Raw genomic sequence first — 17,494 nt, 5'->3', positions numbered from 1 at the left:
AACTACCACCCCGGTCCACAGTGGGCGGGAGTAGGAGGAGCTGGATGTTCCAGAACGCCGACGAGGCCAAGAAGTTCATCGCGGACGAGGACGTCAAGTTCGTCGACGTCCGCTTCTGCGACCTGCCGGGCGTGATGCAGCACTTCACGGTGCCGGCGGAGGCCTTCGACCCGGCCGAGGAGCTTGCGTTCGACGGCTCCTCGATCCGCGGCTTCCAGGCCATCCACGAGTCCGACATGGCGCTCCGCGCCGACCTGTCCACCGCGCGCGTCGACCCCTTCCGCCGCGACAAGACGGTCAACATCAACTTCTTCATCCACGACCCGATCACGGGCGAGCAGTACTCCCGTGACCCGCGCAACGTGGCGAAGAAGGCCGAGGCCTACCTCGCGTCGACCGGTATCGCCGACACCGCGTACTTCGGTCCCGAGGCCGAGTTCTACGTCTTCGACAGCGTGCGCTTCGCGACCACCGCGAACGAGTCCTTCTACCACATCGACTCCGAGGCCGGCGCCTGGAACACCGGTGCGCTGGAGGACAACCGCGGTTACAAGGTCCGCTACAAGGGCGGCTACTTCCCGACCCCGCCGGTCGACCACTTCGCCGACCTGCGTGCGGAGATCTCCCTGGAGCTGGACAAGCAGGGTCTCCAGGTCGAGCGCCAGCACCACGAGGTGGGCACCGCCGGCCAGGCCGAGATCAACTACAAGTTCAACACGCTGCTCGCCGCCGCCGACGACCTGATGCTCTTCAAGTACATCGTGAAGAACGTCGCCTGGCGCAACGGCAAGACCGCGACCTTCATGCCGAAGCCGATCTTCGGCGACAACGGCTCGGGCATGCACGTCCACCAGTCGCTGTGGAGCAACGGCGACCCGCTGTTCTACGACGAGGCGGGCTACGCGGGCCTCTCGGACACCGCCCGCTTCTACATCGGCGGCATCCTGAAGCACGCCCCCTCCCTCCTCGCCTTCACCAACCCGACGGTGAACTCGTACCACCGTCTGGTGCCGGGCTTCGAGGCCCCGATCAACCTGGTGTACTCGCAGCGCAACCGCTCGGCTGCCATGCGTATCCCGATCACGGGTTCCAACCCGAAGGCCAAGCGCGTCGAGTTCCGCGCGCCCGACTCCTCCGGCAACCCGTACCTCGCGTTCTCGGCCCTTCTCCTCGCGGGCCTCGACGGCATCAAGAACAAGATCGAGCCTGCCGAGCCGATCGACAAGGACCTGTACGAGCTGGCTCCCGAGGAGCACGCGAACGTCGCCCAGGTCCCGACCTCGCTCCCGGCCGTCCTCGACTCCCTCGAGGCCGACCACGAGTTCCTCCTCCAGGGCGACGTCTTCACGTCCGACCTGATCGAGACGTGGATCGACTTCAAGCGCTCGAACGAGATCGCCCCGCTGCAGCTGCGCCCGCACCCGCACGAGTTCGAGCTCTACTTCGACGTGTGATATCGCCCCAGGTCAGAGCGGGTTTCCGTTCCCCTGGGCCGTCTGTGGGCCGAAGGCCGGCTCTCCCAGCACGGGAGAGGCCGGCCTTCGGCCTTTCCGGCCCCGGGCTTCGGGGGCCGGCTCGGGCGCGCCGTCCCGCCGCCCATCAGGGCTCTGGCCCGGCGCTTCGCCGTCGTCCGCCTGACGCCCTCCGGGGTCCGGATTCCTTTGCACTCCATGGGGTCGTTCGGGCCATGTTCATGGGCGGGTGCGGGCGCACAATGGGAAGCGGGACGAGTGCCTGACTGCGGGGTGATGCGCGATGCAGAGCCGGTTCCGGAGTGATCGGCGGCTGACCGTCCGGATGACGGTCACGTTGTTCCTGCTCGGATTGCTGTACGTGGCGTTCGTCGCCGCGCTGATCGTGTTGCTGAAGTCCTGGGTGCTGGTTGTCGTCTTCGCGGCCGGGCTGCTGGGCGCCCAGTACTGGTTCTCGGACCGGATCGCGCTGTACGCGATGCACGGGCGGATCGTGGAGCCGGAGCAGTACCCCCAGCTGCACGGCGTCGTCGACCGGCTGTGCGCGGTGGCCGACATGCCGAAACCGCTGGTCGCGGTGTCCGACCTGGACATGCCCAACGCCTTCGCCACCGGACGCAACGCCGACCACGCCGTACTGTGCGTGACCGGCGGACTGCTGCGCAGGCTCGAACCCGACGAGCTCGAAGGCGTCCTGGCGCACGAGTTGTCGCATGTGGCGCACAAGGACGTGGCGGTGATCACCGTGGCGTCGTTCCTCGGCGTGATCGCCGGGCTGATCGTGCGGTTCGCCTTCTACTCCGAACTGTTCGGGCGGGGGCGCAGGGACCAGAACACGGTCGCGATCTTCGCGATGGTGATGGCCGTCTCCGCGGCCGTGTACGCGATCAGTTTCCTGCTCATCAGGGCCCTGTCGCGCTACCGCGAGCTGGCCGCCGACCGCGCCGCGGCCCTGCTCACCGGACGGCCCTCGGCACTGGCGTCCGCGCTGACCAAGGTCACCGGGGACATCGGCCGGATCCCCACGAAGGACCTGCGTACCGCGCAGGCCTTCAACGCTTTCTACTTCACGCCCGCGCTCGGCGCCGAGCCCGGTTTCGCCAAGCTGTTCTCCACGCACCCGAGTCTGGAACAGCGCCTGGAGCAACTGGCCCGCATCTCCGCCGAGCTGGGCGAGCCCGCGGCGCCCGGTACGACCGCCTGAGACTCCCGGAAAGGCCATCTGCATGGGGTTCCTGGACATCCTGCTGGGTCGCACCAAGCCCGTGGCGCCCGATCTCGACCAGCTCTTCGGGCTGCCGTCGGCGGCCGTGACCCTTCAGGCCGCCGCCGGGTTCACCCCGACGGGAACGGGTGCGGTGTGCTTCGCGAGCGTCGAGGGCGCGGCCTTCGCCGAGGCGTACCGCGAGGTGCAGGCGCTGCTCGACGCCGATGCCGGGCGCACCGGACCGCCCGTCGAGCTCGTCCGCGACGAGTACGGGTACTCGTGGCTGGTCTCCCGGCGGCAGCCCGACGACCTGCCCGCGCTGGTGAGCGATCTGCACGCGGTCAACAGCGCCCTGGAGGGCACCGGCTTCGGCCCGCAGCTGCTGTGCTCGGTCGCCGCCTTCGAGGACAGCGGGCAGCGACGGCTCGGACTCGTCTACCTCTACAAGCGCGGGACCTTCTACCCGTTCGCGCCGCTGGCCGGTACGGGCCGACGGCGCGACAACGCGCTGGAGCTGCAGGTCAAGGCGGTGCTCGCCGACGACCTGCGGATCGAGCAGGACCTGGGGCGCTGGTTTCCCGTCTGGGGCGCCCCAGGTCTGTGAAGGTACGGATCCGCGCGGGGCGGGATCGGTGGACTGCCCGGGCGGGCCTACTTCTGGCGCTCCTGGCGGCGTGCCTCCAGAGGACGCTCGCGACGGTAGCGGCGCTCCCACCTGGCCTGACGGTCACGGCGGTCGCGGTAGGCGCGGTAACTCGTGTCCGTGCGGCCCGCGGAACCCCTGGCAGGGGCCCCGTTCGAGGACGCGGCGGACGTGCTCTCCCCCGTGCGGCCGTAGCGGACGTACAGGAAGAGCAGGGCCACCGCCGCGAGCCAGAGGACGTGGTCGGAGAAGCCCATGACGACCAGGACCAGGGTCGCCGAGACGATCAAGGTGCCCATGGCGGGACTCCTTGGGATGCGTGGATGGCGGGTCTTGACGTGCCAGTGGGGTGTGCCGACGAGGCGCTGGGGGTGGGCGGCCGCACGTCGGTGCGTAGAGAGTAGCCCCGTGTCCGCCGACTGATGCCTGTCCGGCGGCAAGCGGTGCCGGGCAGCTCCGCGACGCGTGTCCAGCGTAGGGACCGGGCCCCGGCGTGCGCATCCGGATTTCTCCCGACTGCACCCCACCCCGTACCGCTATAAAGTCGAATGAACTCGACATAAGGGGTTCCTTCGGATGAGCAATCTGTTCGTCATCGCGTACAACGACCTGGCCACCGCCAACCAGGTGCGGGAGAAGCTCTTCGAGCTGTCCAAGCAGCACCTCGTCGAACTGGAGGACGCGGTGGTGGTGGAGCGGCGCGACGACGGAAAGATCAAGCTCCATCAGGCCGTCAGCCACACGGCCGTGGGCGCCGCCGGAGGTGCGCTGTGGGGCGGCGTGATCGGACTGCTCTTCCTGGCGCCGCTGCTCGGCGCGGCGGTGGGCGCGGCGGCCGGTGCCGCCGGCGGTGCGGTCACGGACACCGGCATCAACGACAACTTCATGAAGGACCTCAGCCAGAACCTGCGGCCGGGCGCCGCCGCGCTGTTCGTGCTCGTCAAGCAGGCCGCCGCCGACAAGGTGGTCCCCCAGATCGCCGAGTTCGGCGGCCAGTTGGTGCAGACGTCGCTGAGCCAGGAACAGGAGGACGCGCTGCGCGAGGCGATCGCCGCCGCACGGGCGAGGAGCGACACGGCGGCGCACGCGCAGAGCGACACCGCCGCGCAGGCCGGGACCGGCACCGCCGCGCCCGCTTCCTCCTGAGCCCGCTCCCGCCTCCCCCCGGGCGGCCCGGCGCCCACTGCCGGGGCGGCCCGGCGCGGCATGCGTAAATGGGGGGATGTTCTCCTCCTTCACGCACCACCACGACGGTGAACGACTCAGCTGTGTCAGCGGCGGAGGCGACCGGAGCGGGGGCGGTGCCGCCACCGCCGTCCTGCTGCACGGCGCGGGCAACGGCAGCAAGGAACGACTGCTCCCGCTGCTCGGCGACTTCGTGGCGCGCGGCTGCCGCGCACTCGCGCTCGACTTCTCCGGGCACGGCGAAAGCACGGGCGAGCTCCACGAGTTGAGCCTTCGGCGGCGCTTCGAGCAGGCCGTCTCCGTCATCGACGCGAGCGTCCCCGCGGACGGAGAGCTGATCCTCGTCGGCTTCAGCATGAGCGGGCAGACCGTGGCCGATCTCGCGGGGCACTACGAAGAGCGCGTCGCCGCCGTCGGGCTGTGCGCGCCGGCCGTGTACAGCGCCGAGGCGTGGCCGGTCCCGTTCGGCGAGGGCGACAGCCCGTTCAGCACGATCATCCGCACCCCGGACAACTGGCGTACGGCGCCCGCACTCGCCGTCCTGCGGGCCTACGCGGGCCGTGCGGTGCTCGCGGTGCCGGGCACGGACGCCGTGATCCCGCCCGCCGTGACCGAGGCCGTGACGGACGCCCTGTCGGCGAAGGCCCGGTTCACCCGCTTCGACGTGCCCGACGCGGAGCACAGGCTCGGCCTGTGGTTCCACGACCATGCCGAGGACCGGGCACGGTTCGTCGACCTCCTCCTCACCGACCCGGCCCGCTGACCGGGAAGGCGGACCCGCCGCGGGGTGGGCCGCTCACCCGCGTCAGACGCCCGGGGCCGCCCTGACCACCCCGGCCGCCACGGCCGCGCCGAGGGCCGCGTGGTCCTCGGCGGTCCGGTCTGCGTAGCGCAGCGCGAAGTCGGCGACGGCCCGGTCGAAAATGTCGGAGGCGCCGAGGTACGAGGCGATCGCGATACGGTCGCCGGAGCGCGCGTGCGCGCGGGCCAGGGTGGTGCCGCACAGCCCGGCGTAGATCCGCAGGACGGCCGGGCTCATGCCCGCGACGTCCGCCGACATCTTCATGTCGCGCAACTGCCGCCAGTAGTAGGCCCGGTCCTGCGGCCCGCTCATCCAGCCGAGGAAGATGTCGCCGGCGGCCTGGAGCAGTCGCTGCCCCGCGACGACCCGGTGTCCCGGGTGCACATACGGACCGCTGGGCAGGTGATCCTCCAGGACGGACCGGCCGGCCTCCTTGATCTGGAGGAACAGCGGGTCGGTCATGTCACGGCCGGTGAGCAGCACGATGAAACACCTGGTGCCGACGCTGCCGACACCCACGACCTTGCGGGCGGCGTCCGCGAAGCGGTAGCGGTCGAGGAGCAGACGGCGCTCCTCGGAGAGCGTGGAGCGGTAGTCGCTGAAGATCTTGCGCAGCGCGGCCATGTCGGGGGCACCGACCGTCTCCAGCAGGGGCGGGTCCTGGACGATGCGCGGCCGTCCGTCGGCGATCTCGGTGAGCTTGCCCAGGGCGTGCAGGCTGGTGCGGCGGCGGGCCCGGGTGAGGCTCGACTCGACGCGCTTGCGCCGCCGGGCCGTCGGGGCCAGCGCGAGCAGCTCCGCGGCGTCGACACGGGCGTACCAGACGGCGAGTTCGCCCTGTTCGGCCAGGCGTCGTACGGCCCGGCGGTACTCGGCCGCGGCGGTCATGGCCGCGGCGTGGGCCTGCGCCTCCTTGTGCCCGTTCTCGCGGGCGGCGACCGCGACGCTGGCCGCGAGCCGTTTGACGTCCCACTCGAAGGGGCCGGGGAAGGTCTCGTCGAAGTCGTTGAGGTCGAAGACCAGGGCGCGTTCCGGGGAGGCGTACACGCCGAAGTTGAGCAGATGGGCGTCGCCGCACAACTGCACCATGAGGCCGGTGTGCGGGTGTGCGGCGAGGTCGGCGGCCATCACGGCGGCGGAGCCGCGCAGGAAGGCGAACGGGGACACCGTCATCCGCCCGTACCGGATCGGCAACAGCTCCTGGAGCCGGTCGCGGCCCTGCCGTTCGAGGACGGCGACGGGGTCCGGACGGTCGGCGGCGGGTATCCAGCCGGCGTGCGAGGAACGGGGGACGCGCTTGCGAGCGGCCTTGCCCCCTGCCGCCCGGTCGGCGGGGCCGGGGGTACCGTTCCGGGCCACGGCGGTCAGTACCGCACTGCGCGCGCGACACCGGCCGTGACGTCACCCGAGAGCGAGCGGTTGGCGCGGGCGGTGGCGTCCTTGGAGGCGCCCTTCGCCACGTCGTTCACGGTGACGACGGACACGCCGAGGAGGTTGCCGTCCTTGTCCCGGAAGTCGACCTGGATGACGTAGGACTTCGTCGCGGAAGCCGAGTTGGTGGCGGTCAGCTTGACGGTGGGCCGTCCATCGGCGTCGGAGGTGACCTTGCCGTCGAGCTTCACGTCGCCCTTGGCGTCGACGCCGTTCTTGACGTCGTCGAACTTCTGGCCGGCTTCGGCGGTCGCGGAGGCCAGGGCGTCCCCGGCCTCGGACGCGGCGGACGCGGCCTTGGACACGGCCCCGGACGGGCTGCCGCCCTCCGAGCAGCCGGCGAGGAACGCGGCCAGGGCCGTCGTCGCGGTCGCCGCCAGGATCAGCCCTCGTACGCCGTGCCCGTGCATCGCGTCTCCCGATGTGCTCCTCGTCCTGCGGATCCCGCGTCACGCGGTGGCCTCAGTCAATGCCGACGGCGGCGGGCACGCATGCGGGATACGGCGAAACGGGTGACTCGCCCCCGGTGACGGCCGCGTGCCCGAGAAGAGGGGATCACGGGGTTCAGGGGACCGGCTGGAGGCGGTGTGAGCGGACGGCGGCGGCACATCGGTGCGGCGGAACGGCGGGCCCGGCTCGCCCTGCGGCAGAGGCCGGCGGTCACCGCGCGGGCGGCGCGGCCCGAGGAGGCCGCCGACTCCCCGGTCGCGCTGCGCGGCACCGATCCGGCGACGGTGTACCTGGCGGTCGGTACGCGGCTGGAGGATGCCGGGAAGACGGTGGCGGAGGTCGACCGGGCGCTGTACGAGGACCGGACGCCGGTGCGGATGCACGGCATGCGGCACACGGTGTTCGTGTTCCCCGCCTCCCCGGCCGCGGTGGTGCGCGCCTCGACGGGGCTCGCCATCGCCGCGAAGGCCCGCGCGGCGCCCCTGGAGAAGGAGTTGTCGTCGGGGTGCGTCCGGGGCCGGGTGCCGCCGCGCGGAGCGGCGGCACCCGGCGGCGGGCCTCAGCGGGAGTACTTCATCAGCGCGCGCACCATGTGGCACGTCGTGTCGGACGGCGCGTGGACGCCGATGAGTTCCGCGGTGCTTCGTATCGTCTCGTTGCGGGCCTGGTCCGGCACGTGGACGCCGGAGTCGAGCAGGGCGATGGCCAGACGCATCGCCTTGAGCCGGCGGTTGTGCGTGACGTACCACTGGCGGGGGCGGCCCGGCGGCAGCGGGCGCTTCTCCACGGGCTCGTACGGCAGGTCCAGCAGGACCGCCCTCCTGGACGTGGACTGGGTGGGCAGCGGCTTCAGTGCGGCAGCGGGCACAGGCATCCTCCTGTCGCGGTCAGGGAGCCGTCCGGACGTCCCGGCGACACCCTCGAACACTGCTTCTATTCTACTGCCGGGCACTGACAAAAGCCGCTGGCCACAAGGCTCTTGGGGACCTCGTGACGCGTGTGGAAACCGATGTCTGGCGTACCGTGTGCGGCATGGAGATCTGGATCAATCCGGCCTGTTCGAAGTGCCGCAGCGCGCTCACCCTGCTCGACGCCGAGGGTGCGGACTACACCGTCCGCCGCTACCTGGAGGACGTGCCCACCGAGGACGAGATCCGCGAGGTGCTCGACCGGCTGGGGCTGGAGCCGTGGGACATCACCCGCACCCAGGAGGCCGACGCCAAGGAGCTGGGCCTCAAGGACTGGCCGCGGGACGCGGAGGCGCGGGGCCGGTGGATCACGGCGCTGTCGCAGCACCCGAAGCTCATCCAGCGGCCGATCATCACCGCGGACGACGGTACGGCCGTGGTGGGCCGCACGGAGGAGTCCGTACGGGATGCCCTGTCCCGGTAGCCCTCCAACCGGACGCACCAACTCGGCTGTGACCTACGTTACTTGAGTGACCGCGGTAACTGTTGAGTAACCCTGTTCGGCATCTCGTACATAGCGGCGTAACGCTCCACCTCACCCAGGAGGCGCGCATGTCGCGTAGGAGAACTCTCAGCACGAAGAAGAAGATCGCGCTGCTCGTCGGTGCCGCGACCGTGGCCGGCGGCGGGGCCTTCGCCCTGGCCGCCACGTCCAACGCGGCGCCGGTGCAGAACGCGCAGAACTCCACGGTCTGCCAGGGCCTGGCCACCGCGCTCGGCAACAACCAGAAGTTCATCGAGGGCCAGCGGGCCGCACCCGACGCGCAGTCGCAGGCGCGGATCGCCAACCGCGAGGCCGTCATCGAGCAGATCAAGGTTCAGCAGAAGGCGTCCGGTTGCACGGTCGGGGAGTCGGCTCAGGGCTCCCAGGCCGGAACGCAGCCCGCGCAGTCCGCACCGGCGCAGTCCGCACCCGCGAACAACGGCGGTGGCGCGAACAACGCGGGTGGAGGTGCGAACAACGCGGGCGGCGGTGCCGGCGGCGGCCAGCAGGTCTGCAACGGCTCGACCGTCACGCTCTCCGGTGAGGGCGGCGCCCCGGCCGCCTCCAGCAACCAGTTCCCGGCGGGGACGAAGCTGAAGGTCACCAACCTGGACAACAACAAGTCCACCACCGTCGAGGTCACCTCGGTGTCCGGCAGCTGTGCGCTGCTGAACAACGCCGCCTTCGAGCAGGTGCGGGAGCCCGGGAAGTTCCTGATCCGCAGGGCCGTCATCGAGAAGGTGGGGTGACGCGGAGAACGTGTCCAAGGCCCTGCCGCTCCGGGACGGGGGCGGCAGGGCCGACACGTGTCCGCACATCCCCGGGCGTCTGTGCGCCCATCGCATACGAGCGGTCGTGCGCGGCGCGTGCGCGACAGGACGGGCCGGCGGTCGCGGACGCGAACACACTGCCGCAAGGGCACCCGCACCGGCGGGCGGAGTGACACCGGGCACACACAGCTCAGGTAACACGGGGTTCACATGCGGGCAATGATCGGGAAATCGCCAGTTGACAGGCTGCCCGCATCCCTGGCGGCGCCCCAGTGCCGCAGCGCCGCAGCACCCGCAAGTGCGCCTAGAGACACACCCCGAAGGATGTGGCCCGTGACCTTCAAGGCTGAGTACATCTGGATCGACGGCACCGAGCCGACGGCCAAGCTCCGTTCCAAGACGAAGATACTGGGCGACGACGCCAAGGGTACGGACCTGCCGATCTGGGGCTTCGACGGCTCCTCCACGAACCAGGCCGAGGGGCACGCCTCGGACCGCGTACTCAAGCCCGTGGCCAGCTTCCCGGACCCGATCCGCGGCGGCGACGACATCCTCGTCATGTGCGAGGTCCTCAACATCGACATGACGCCCCACGAGTCCAACACCCGTGCCGCGCTGGCCGAGGTCGCGGAGCGGTTCGCCGCGCAGGAGCCGATCTTCGGCATCGAGCAGGAGTACACCTTCTTCAAGGGTTCGCGTCCGCTCGGCTTCCCCGAGGGCGGCTTCCCGGCCGCGCAGGGCGGCTACTACTGCGGTGTCGGCGCGGACGAGATCTTCGGCCGCGACGTCGTCGAGGCGCACCTGGACAACTGCCTCAAGGCGGGCCTCGGCATCTCCGGCATCAACGCCGAGGTCATGCCCGGCCAGTGGGAGTTCCAGGTCGGCCCGCTGGCACCGCTGGAGGTCTCGGACCAGCTGTGGGTCGCCCGCTGGCTGCTCTACCGCACCGCCGAGGACTTCGGCGTCTCCGCGACCCTCGACCCGAAGCCGGTCAAGGGCGACTGGAACGGCGCGGGCGCGCACACCAACTTCTCCACGAAGGCGATGCGCGAGGGCTACGACGCGATCATCACCGCGTGCGAGTCGCTCGGCGAGGGCTCCAAGCCGATGGACCACGTCAAGAACTACGGCGCCGGCATCGACGACCGCCTGACCGGTCTGCACGAGACCGCCCCGTGGAACGAGTACTCGTACGGCGTCTCGAACCGCGGCGCCTCGGTCCGCATCCCCTGGCAGGTCGAGAAGGACGGCAAGGGCTACATCGAGGACCGCCGTCCGAACGCCAACGTCGACCCGTACGTGGTGACGCGTCTGCTCGTCGACACCTGCTGCTCCGCGCTGGAGAAGGCCGGCCAGGTCTGATCCGCGCCACGGCTCCGTGAGAGGGGCGCCCACCGTCGCGGTGGGCGCCCCTCCCGCACGATGTGATCGCGCCGGCGTGCGGCCTGCTGCCGCTCCTGCGGCACCGCCGAGATCGGCCGCGAGAGCCGCGAAGGAGCCCGCGGCTTCGTCTACTTCCACTCGCAGTGCACACAGAGTGCCGCCGCCGGGCACGGACTGACCCTGCTGTACGGAGGGTTCGACGGTTCGGCCGACACCACGCAGGCCGTCGGACGCGAGGTCGTCGCCGCGCTCACCGCCGCCGGGCTGTCCGCCCAGTGGGACGGCAGCCCGGACAGGGCGATCACCGTGACGCCCCTGAGCTGGCACAAACGCCTGGTGGGGTGACATGGGCGACGTCCGGATCACGCCGAGCCGGCGTCCGACCCGTAAGAGGAGGCCCTGCCCGGCGCCGGGTTCTGCTTCAATGGGGTCATGGCCGGTTTCCAGAAGCACCTCGCGACGGGTCGCCATGACCTGGAGCCCTTCTGGCCGTCCCGTCAGCATCACGACTTCGACCGGGTGTGTTGCCGCGCGATGAACGCGCCGGCCCTCTAAAGCCGTACACCCCGGCCTTCGGCCAGCGCGCACGACGTACGTCCTCGACGGCCCCGACCACGAACTCGCGGTCGTCGACCTCCCCGACGAACTTCTCGCGTGAAAGAGCTGACCTCTCATGGCGACCACTCGTTCCTTCTCCTCCGTCGCGTCCTCCCCCGCCCTCGACTCCGTCCGGGCGGGCGGCGGGCCGTCCACCCTTCCGGCCGGCCCCGGGCGGCACCGGCTGCGTGCCGTCGACCGGGACGAGGTGGCGGACGTCACCGAGTTCCTGCCGCCGGGCGCCACCTGGCTGCCCGCTCCCCAGCACACCGTGCCCGTCCTGCCGGGACAGCCGCCGATGATCGGCTACCTGGTCCTCGTCCCGGCGGACCAGCACCCCGCGCTGCCCCTCGCCGTGCCGGACCGGCCCGAGCCGTCGGAGACGGCCGACGCCGGCAGCGACGACCCGCTCGTCCGCGTCGACACCGTGCAGCGCACCGCCGAGGTCGACGGACGGCCGCTCGACCTCACCTACCTGGAGTTCGAGCTGCTCGCGCACCTCGTCGCCCACCCGCACCGGGTGCACACCCGCGATCAGCTGGTCACCACGGTGTGGGGCTACGGTCACGTGGGCGACGGACGGACCGTCGACGTCCACGTCGCCCGGCTGCGCCGCAAGCTCGGCGCGCAGCACCGGCAGACGATCCAGACCGTGCGCCGCGTGGGTTACAAGTACGCGCCCCCGAGCGGGCGTTGATGCGGGTCGTGCCGCCGAGCGGCCGGCCGCGGTGACGGATCTTCTGTCGGCAGAATCCTGTTCCGTGCGGGCGCACGGCCGTGCAGAGTCGTCCCCATGAGACTGCTGATGCTCGGAGGTACGGAGTTCGTGGGGCGCGCCGTCGTCGAGGCGGCACTCGCCCGGGGGTGGGAGGTGACCGTCTTCCACCGGGGGCGGCACGAACCCCCGCCCGGGGTGCGCTCGTTGCTCGGCGACCGCACCGCGCCCGGCGGGCTCGCGGCGCTCGCCGACGGTGAGTGGGACGTCGTCGTCGACACCTGGTCGGCGGCGCCGCGGGCCGTGCGGGACACGGCACTGCTGCTGGCCGGACGGGTGCGGCGGTACGCGTACGTGTCCAGCTGCTCGGTGTACGCGTGGGCTCCGTCCGCCGGCTACACGGAGGACGCCGACTTGGTGGCAGGGGCGTCCGCGGCCGCGGAACAGACCGACTACGCGCGGGACAAGCGAGGCGCGGAGCTCGCCGTGCTCGACGCCTTCGGCGAGGAGCGCTCCCTGCTCGTGCGGGCCGGGCTGATCCTCGGTCCGTACGAGAACATCGGGCGGCTGCCGTGGTGGCTGAGCCGGATCGCGCGGGGCGGGCCCGTCCTCGCACCCGGACCGCGCGACCTACCGATCCAGTACGTCGACGTCCGCGACCTCGCCGAGTGGACACTCTCGGCGGTGCAGGCGGCGCCGGGCGGCGCCTACAACGTCGTCTCTCCGCCGGGTCACAGCACGATGGAAGAGCTCCTCGACGCGTGCGTGTCCGTCACCGGGGCGTCGGCGGAGCTGCGGTGGACCGCCTGCGAGGCCGTGCTCGACGCCGGGATCGAGCCGTGGACGCAGCTGCCGGTGTGGGTGCCGGCGGGCAGCGATCTGCACGACGCCCTGCACAGCGCGGACGTCTCCCGCGCGGTGGGCGCGGGGCTGCGGTGCCGTGGCGTCCTGGACACCGTCGCCGACACCTGGAGCTGGCTCCAGGAGCTCGGAGGGATCGCCCCGCAGCGGCCCGACCGGCCCGCGGTGGGGCTCGCCCCCGAACAGGAGGCGAAAGCCCTGGCGGGCTGAGCGGGGGCTGCCTGCCCGGCCTCCGCCTGCCCCGGGCAGGGTGCGCGGCACGGTGTCCCCCGTCCCACCGGACCCTCCGGCCTGCCTCGTCGACACCGGGGTCCCGGTCGCTCTCGTACCCGCCGGGGTCCCGGTCGCCCACATCCGCACCCGGGTCCGGATCGCCCCGTCCGCACCCGGGGGTGGTGCCGGCACCACCCCCGGTGGGGGTGCCCGGCCCAGTGACCCGGTGCGTCCGGTCGGTGAGACTGAGGCCATGGAGAAGCACAGCACCGGCCTCCGGGCGCGAGCGCGGGAGGCGGCCGTGGCCAGCGCACGGGGACTCGCCGTCGCCGCCCTGGGGTTCACCGGATCCGTGGCCCTCTTCGTCCTGGCCGTCGTGTCACTCGTCCTCGTACCGCTAGGCGTCGGCGTCGTGACGACGCCCTGGGTGCTGACCGGCGTCCGGTCCTTCGCGAACGCCCGCCGGGTGGTCGCGGCACAGTGGTACGGGATACGGATCCCGGCCGTGTACCGGCCGGTGCCGGCCGACGCGGGCCCGTGGACGCGCTGCTTCGGGATGCTCGGGGACCCGGCGACCTGGCGGGACCTGGGATGGCTGCTGTTCGACATGACCGTCGGGTTCGTCACGGCCCTGCTGCCCGGGGCACTGCTCCTGTACCCGCTGGAGGGGTTCGCGCTCGCGCTCGGGCTGTGGCGGGTCTTCACGGACGGCACCCACGTCGGCTGGTGGTACGGCTTCGTGCCGGTCTCGGGACAGAGCACCGCCCTGGCGGCCGGCGCGCTCGCCGCCGGACTCCTGACCGCCGGCCACCACCTCTCCCCGTCGCTGCTGCGTCTGCACTTCCGGCTCACCCGGTCCGTACTGGCCTTGGGACAGGGCGAACTCGCCGAGCGGGTCAGGGTACTGACGGAGACACGGCGCGACGCCGTCGACTCGTCGGCGGCCGAACTGCGACGCATCGAACGGGACCTGCACGACGGGGCGCAGGCACGCCTGGTCGCCATGGGCATGGACCTGGGCACGATCGAGGCACTGATCGACAAGGATCCGGCGCGGGCCAGGAAACTGCTCGCCCAGGCGCGGAGGTCGTCCGCCGACGCGCTCACCGAGCTGCGGGACCTGGTGCGCGGCATCCATCCTCCGGTGCTCGCGGAACGCGGACTCGCCGACGCGATAAGGGCGTTGGCGCTGCGCCTGCCGCTGGCGAGCGAGGTGGACGCGGAGCTGGCGGGGCGGGCGGACGCGCCCGTCGAGTCCGCCGCGTACTTCGCGGTCAGCGAGGTGCTGACCAACGCGGTCAAGCACTCCGGCGCCGACCGTGTCTGGGTGGACCTCCACCACACGGACGGCATGCTGCGCATCGCGGTCACCGACAACGGCACGGGCGGCGCCCGGATCGGCGCGGGTTCGGGCCTGCCGGGGATCGAGCGGCGGCTCGGTACATTCGACGGCGTCCTCGCCGTCAGCAGTCCCGCGGGCGGCCCCACCATGGTCACCATGGAGATCCCTTGCGCGTTGTCCTAGCCGAAGACCTGTTCCTGCTGCGCGACGGACTGGTGCGGATGCTCCAGGCCTACGACTTCGAGATCGCCGCGGCCGTCGAGAGCGGGCCCGAACTGAGGCGCGCGCTGGCCGAGTCGGAGCCGGACGTGGCGGTGGTCGACGTACGGCTGCCGCCCTCGCACACGGACGAGGGCCTGCAGTGCGCACTGGAGGCCCGGCGCAACCGGCCGGGACTGCCGGTCCTCGTCCTGTCGCAGCACGTGGAGCGGCTGTACGCGAGGGAGTTGCTCGCCGACGGCGCCGGCGGCATCGGCTATCTGCTGAAGGACCGGGTGTTCGACGCGGAGCAGTTCGTCGACGCGGTGCGCCGGGTCGCGGCGGGGGGTACGGCGATGGATCCGCAGGTCATCCAGCAGTTGCTGTCGCAGCGGTCCGCCGCCGGCCAGCCGCTCGGACGGCTCACTCCGCGGGAGACGGAGGTGCTCGAACTGATGGCGCAGGGACGGTCGAACGGGGCGATCGCCGGCCAGCTCGTGGTCACGGAGCGGGCTGTCGCCAAGCACACCTCCAACATCTTCGCGAAGCTGGGCCTGGAGGTCTCCGACGACGACAATCGCCGGGTCCTCGCGGTGCTCGCGTATTTGGACCGGGGAGCCCACTGAATGCGATCGACGGAACTGAATCGGATTCAAAAATTCGCCGTTCAAACCTGAATGGCATCATCAACTCTCACGGAAACGCGGGCTTCTGGGCCCATTGTGGCCGAATTGGCCACGGGAACCTCCAAGTTTTCCCTGAGGCTTCTGAACGCCTCACACACCTCATGCGTATGGAATGGAGCCGCTTCACTCCTGTCGGGCGCCTCGATGCCCCGCAAGGAAGTCAGAGGAGTTCCATGGGACGCAACACACGAAAACGCCGTTCGCCGCTGGCCGTCCGCGCCGTAGCCGCATCGGCGGCTCTAGCGCTCGGCGGAGGCGGGCTGATCTGGGCGAATTACTACGCTTCGGCGCACGAGGAGAATTCCTCCCCCAACACCACCAAGGCCGCCGCCGCTCAGGTGGCCACGATCAGCTGTCCCGATGTCGGGCAGAAGCTCCCCGACGTGCCCAACCAGGCCCGCACTGAGGTCGACGGCGAGCTCGCCACGCTCGACCAGCAGATCACCGACGCCTACCAGCGCCTCACCACCACGCGGGACGCGCAGGCCAGGGACGCCCAGTTCGTGCAGAACTCCATCCTCCAGCCGCTCAAGGACCGGCGTTCGGCGATCATCGACCGGATCAAGCTGGAGATCTCGCGCGTGGGCGGCACCGCCCCGGACTCGCTGAACACTCTCGCCGGCTGCAACGCGACCACCGCCGACCAGACGCAGGCCGGCAACGGCGGACAGCAGCAGGGCGGCGGACAGGCCACCGCCTCACCGAGCGCTCCGGCCGGCGGCCAGCAGCAGGGTGGCGGGCAGCAGGGTGGCGGGCAGCAGGGTGGCGGGCAGCAGCAGGGCAACGGCGGCCAGGCCGGCAACGGTCCCGTCGCCGCCGACTTCGTCGACATCACGAAGGTCCGGCCGAACGTGCCCCAGAAGGCGCGGACCCGGGCGGGCGGCTCCTCCGGCACCTTCTCGAGCACCTGCGGTGTGAACGCGAACAAGAAGTTCAACACCGACAACGTGATCGTGGCGCCCGGCGTGACCAACGGCGCGCACCACCTGCACGACTACGTCGGCAACCAGTCGAACGACGCCTTCGCCAACAACGACACGTTCGCCGCGGCCAAGACCAGCTGCTCGAACCAGGGCGACAAGTCGTCGTACTACTGGCCGGTCGTGCGTATCCAGAACGGCACGCAGGACTTCGACCAGAACAACGACGGCGGTGGCAAGGAAGGCAACGTCGGCCAGATCCAGCAGGCCAAGCAGGCGCAGATCAAGTTCGTCGGCAACCCGAAGAGCAAGGTCGTCGCGATGCCGAAGTTCCTGCGCATCATCACCGGCGACGCGAAGACGACGACCAACGGACTCGCGAACGCCAACGCCCACTGGAGCTGCACCGGCTTCGAGAACAAGGTGCAGCTGACGACGCAGTACCCGATCTGCCCCCAGGGCAGCAGCGTGGTGCGCACCTTCGCCTTCCAGAGCTGCTGGGACGGCCAGAACATCGACAGCGCGAACCACCGGACGCACGTGGCCTTCGCCGACGCCCAGGGCAACTGCGCGGGCGGCTTCAAGGCGATCCCGCAGCTGACGATGCGCCTGGTGTACAACGTGCCGGCGCCGACCCTGCAGAACGGGCAGGTCAAGAACGCCTATGCGGTGGACGGCTTCCCGGAACAGCTGCACAAGCCCGCCACCGACCACGACGACTTCATCAACGTCTTCGACGAGAACGTGATGAACAAAATGGTCAACTGCATCAACCGGGGTCAGCGTTGCAGGTGAGCCGCTCGCAGCGGTGACCGACCCGACATGAAGCGCGAAGAAGGCCGGTGGCGGATCTCCCGCCACCGGCTTTCCGCGTTCCTCCTGCCACCGGCTTTCCGCGTCCCTCCTGCCACCGGCTTCCGCGTTCTTTCCGCCACCGGCTTCCGCGTTCTTTCCGCCACCGGCTTCCGCGTTCTTTCCGCCACCGGCCATCCACGTCCTTCCGGACGCCGCCGCGCCGCGGGCCGTTCCGGCTCGTGCCCGGGACCGGGCCGGCGGCGTCCCCGCCCCGTCCCTCCCGGGCCCGGGGCGTCAGCCGGCGTGGTGACCGGAGTGCCCGGTCGCGGTTCCCGCACCCCCGGTACCTCCCGCGTGGTGGGACATGCCCTC

17 protein-coding genes and 2 pseudogenes are annotated in these 17,494 nt (G+C 71.1%); 15 read left to right on the top strand and 4 right to left on the bottom strand.

Going from position 1 to position 17,494, the window contains the following annotated elements:
• Positions 1 to 44: 44 nt before the first annotated feature.
• From glnA to pspAB, 3 genes are all read left to right on the top strand, one after another.
• Positions 45 to 1,454 carry a type I glutamate--ammonia ligase gene (gene glnA, locus H305_RS0138625; RefSeq protein ID WP_028805168.1) on the top strand — a complete coding sequence of 470 codons (1,410 nt, stop codon included), beginning with the start codon at positions 45 to 47 and terminating at the stop codon, positions 1,452 to 1,454.
• 301 nt (positions 1,455 to 1,755) lie between these two features.
• Positions 1,756 to 2,676: a zinc metalloprotease HtpX gene (htpX, locus tag H305_RS0138620; RefSeq protein ID WP_028805167.1), complete on the top strand. Its 921-nt coding sequence runs from the start codon at positions 1,756 to 1,758 to the stop codon at positions 2,674 to 2,676.
• Between the two features lie 22 nt (positions 2,677 to 2,698).
• The gene (gene pspAB / locus H305_RS0138615) at positions 2,699 to 3,283 is read left to right on the top strand and encodes a PspA-associated protein PspAB (protein WP_028805166.1); all 585 of its coding nucleotides are present in this window, start codon (positions 2,699 to 2,701) and stop codon (positions 3,281 to 3,283) included.
• A gap of 47 nt (positions 3,284 to 3,330) precedes the next feature.
• On the opposite strand, the gene H305_RS0138610 is transcribed toward pspAB, so the two are convergent.
• The gene (locus H305_RS0138610) at positions 3,331 to 3,621 is read right to left on the bottom strand and encodes a hypothetical protein (protein WP_028805165.1); all 291 of its coding nucleotides are present in this window, start codon (positions 3,619 to 3,621) and stop codon (positions 3,331 to 3,333) included.
• 277 nt (positions 3,622 to 3,898) lie between these two features.
• Between H305_RS0138610 and H305_RS0138605 the strand changes: the two genes are divergently transcribed.
• Both H305_RS0138605 and H305_RS0138600 read left to right on the top strand, forming a co-directional pair.
• The gene (locus tag H305_RS0138605) at positions 3,899 to 4,468 is read left to right on the top strand and encodes a DUF1269 domain-containing protein (protein ID WP_028805164.1); all 570 of its coding nucleotides are present in this window, start codon (positions 3,899 to 3,901) and stop codon (positions 4,466 to 4,468) included.
• Positions 4,469 to 4,544: 76 nt separating this feature from the next.
• On the top strand, positions 4,545 to 5,270 hold the full coding sequence (locus H305_RS0138600; protein WP_028805163.1) for an alpha/beta hydrolase: 726 nt from the start codon (positions 4,545 to 4,547) through the stop codon (positions 5,268 to 5,270).
• A 42-nt stretch (positions 5,271 to 5,312) separates the two neighbouring features.
• Here the strand turns inward: H305_RS0138600 and H305_RS0138595 are convergent, their stop codons facing one another.
• Together H305_RS0138595 and H305_RS0138590 are read right to left on the bottom strand one after the other, a co-directional pair.
• Positions 5,313 to 6,668, bottom strand: a complete 1,356-nt coding sequence (locus H305_RS0138595) for a DUF2252 domain-containing protein (RefSeq protein ID WP_037766733.1) — start codon at positions 6,666 to 6,668, stop codon at positions 5,313 to 5,315.
• Positions 6,669 to 6,673: 5 nt separating this feature from the next.
• Positions 6,674 to 7,150, bottom strand: coding sequence for a hypothetical protein (locus H305_RS0138590; RefSeq protein ID WP_028805161.1), 477 nt, complete (start codon positions 7,148 to 7,150; stop codon positions 6,674 to 6,676).
• Between the two features lie 177 nt (positions 7,151 to 7,327).
• Here H305_RS0138590 and H305_RS51580 point away from each other — a divergent pair.
• Positions 7,328 to 7,654, top strand: a pseudogene (locus H305_RS51580) (DNA glycosylase AlkZ-like family protein); the annotation flags it as partial.
• A gap of 95 nt (positions 7,655 to 7,749) precedes the next feature.
• Here H305_RS51580 and H305_RS0138585 read toward each other — a convergent pair.
• The gene (locus H305_RS0138585; RefSeq protein WP_028805160.1) at positions 7,750 to 8,058 is read right to left on the bottom strand and encodes a hypothetical protein; all 309 of its coding nucleotides are present in this window, start codon (positions 8,056 to 8,058) and stop codon (positions 7,750 to 7,752) included.
• A gap of 164 nt (positions 8,059 to 8,222) precedes the next feature.
• On the opposite strand from H305_RS0138585, the gene H305_RS0138580 reads away from it, so the two are divergent.
• The 9 genes and pseudogenes from H305_RS0138580 to H305_RS0138545 all read left to right on the top strand — a co-directional run bounded on the left by H305_RS0138580 (position 8,223) and on the right by H305_RS0138545 (position 17,122).
• Entirely contained in the window at positions 8,223 to 8,582 is a 360-nt protein-coding gene (locus tag H305_RS0138580; RefSeq protein WP_028805159.1) for an arsenate reductase family protein, read from the top strand.
• A gap of 128 nt (positions 8,583 to 8,710) precedes the next feature.
• A complete protein-coding gene (locus H305_RS0138575; protein WP_028805158.1) occupies positions 8,711 to 9,391 on the top strand; it encodes a hypothetical protein in 681 nt (226 codons plus the stop codon).
• Between the two features lie 354 nt (positions 9,392 to 9,745).
• Positions 9,746 to 10,774 (top strand): glutamine synthetase, encoded by a 1,029-nt coding sequence (glnII, locus tag H305_RS0138570; RefSeq protein WP_028805157.1) that lies wholly within the window; start codon positions 9,746 to 9,748, stop codon positions 10,772 to 10,774.
• Between the two features lie 78 nt (positions 10,775 to 10,852).
• Positions 10,853 to 11,140: pseudogene (locus H305_RS55380) on the top strand (DUF6891 domain-containing protein); the annotation flags it as partial.
• A gap of 328 nt (positions 11,141 to 11,468) precedes the next feature.
• Positions 11,469 to 12,089 (top strand): winged helix-turn-helix domain-containing protein, encoded by a 621-nt coding sequence (locus H305_RS0138565; protein ID WP_028805156.1) that lies wholly within the window; start codon positions 11,469 to 11,471, stop codon positions 12,087 to 12,089.
• Positions 12,090 to 12,185: 96 nt separating this feature from the next.
• Positions 12,186 to 13,178: an NAD-dependent epimerase/dehydratase family protein gene (locus tag H305_RS0138560; protein ID WP_234021389.1), complete on the top strand. Its 993-nt coding sequence runs from the start codon at positions 12,186 to 12,188 to the stop codon at positions 13,176 to 13,178.
• 256 nt (positions 13,179 to 13,434) lie between these two features.
• On the top strand, positions 13,435 to 14,706 hold the full coding sequence (locus tag H305_RS0138555) for a sensor histidine kinase (protein WP_028805154.1): 1,272 nt from the start codon (positions 13,435 to 13,437) through the stop codon (positions 14,704 to 14,706).
• The gene (locus tag H305_RS0138550) at positions 14,691 to 15,347 is read left to right on the top strand and encodes a LuxR C-terminal-related transcriptional regulator (protein ID WP_028805153.1); all 657 of its coding nucleotides are present in this window, start codon (positions 14,691 to 14,693) and stop codon (positions 15,345 to 15,347) included. Before H305_RS0138555 ends, H305_RS0138550 begins: the two co-directional genes overlap by 16 nt.
• Before the next feature lie 233 nt (positions 15,348 to 15,580).
• Positions 15,581 to 17,122, top strand: a complete 1,542-nt coding sequence (locus H305_RS0138545; RefSeq protein WP_028805152.1) for a DUF1996 domain-containing protein — start codon at positions 15,581 to 15,583, stop codon at positions 17,120 to 17,122.
• Positions 17,123 to 17,494: the final 372 nt, after the last annotated feature.

The sequence above is a fragment of the Streptomyces sp. 142MFCol3.1 genome, assembly GCF_000424945.1.
Classification (GTDB): Bacteria; Actinomycetota; Actinomycetes; order Streptomycetales; family Streptomycetaceae; genus Streptomyces; species Streptomyces siamensis.
This window is presented reverse-complemented; position numbering and strand designations above follow the sequence as displayed.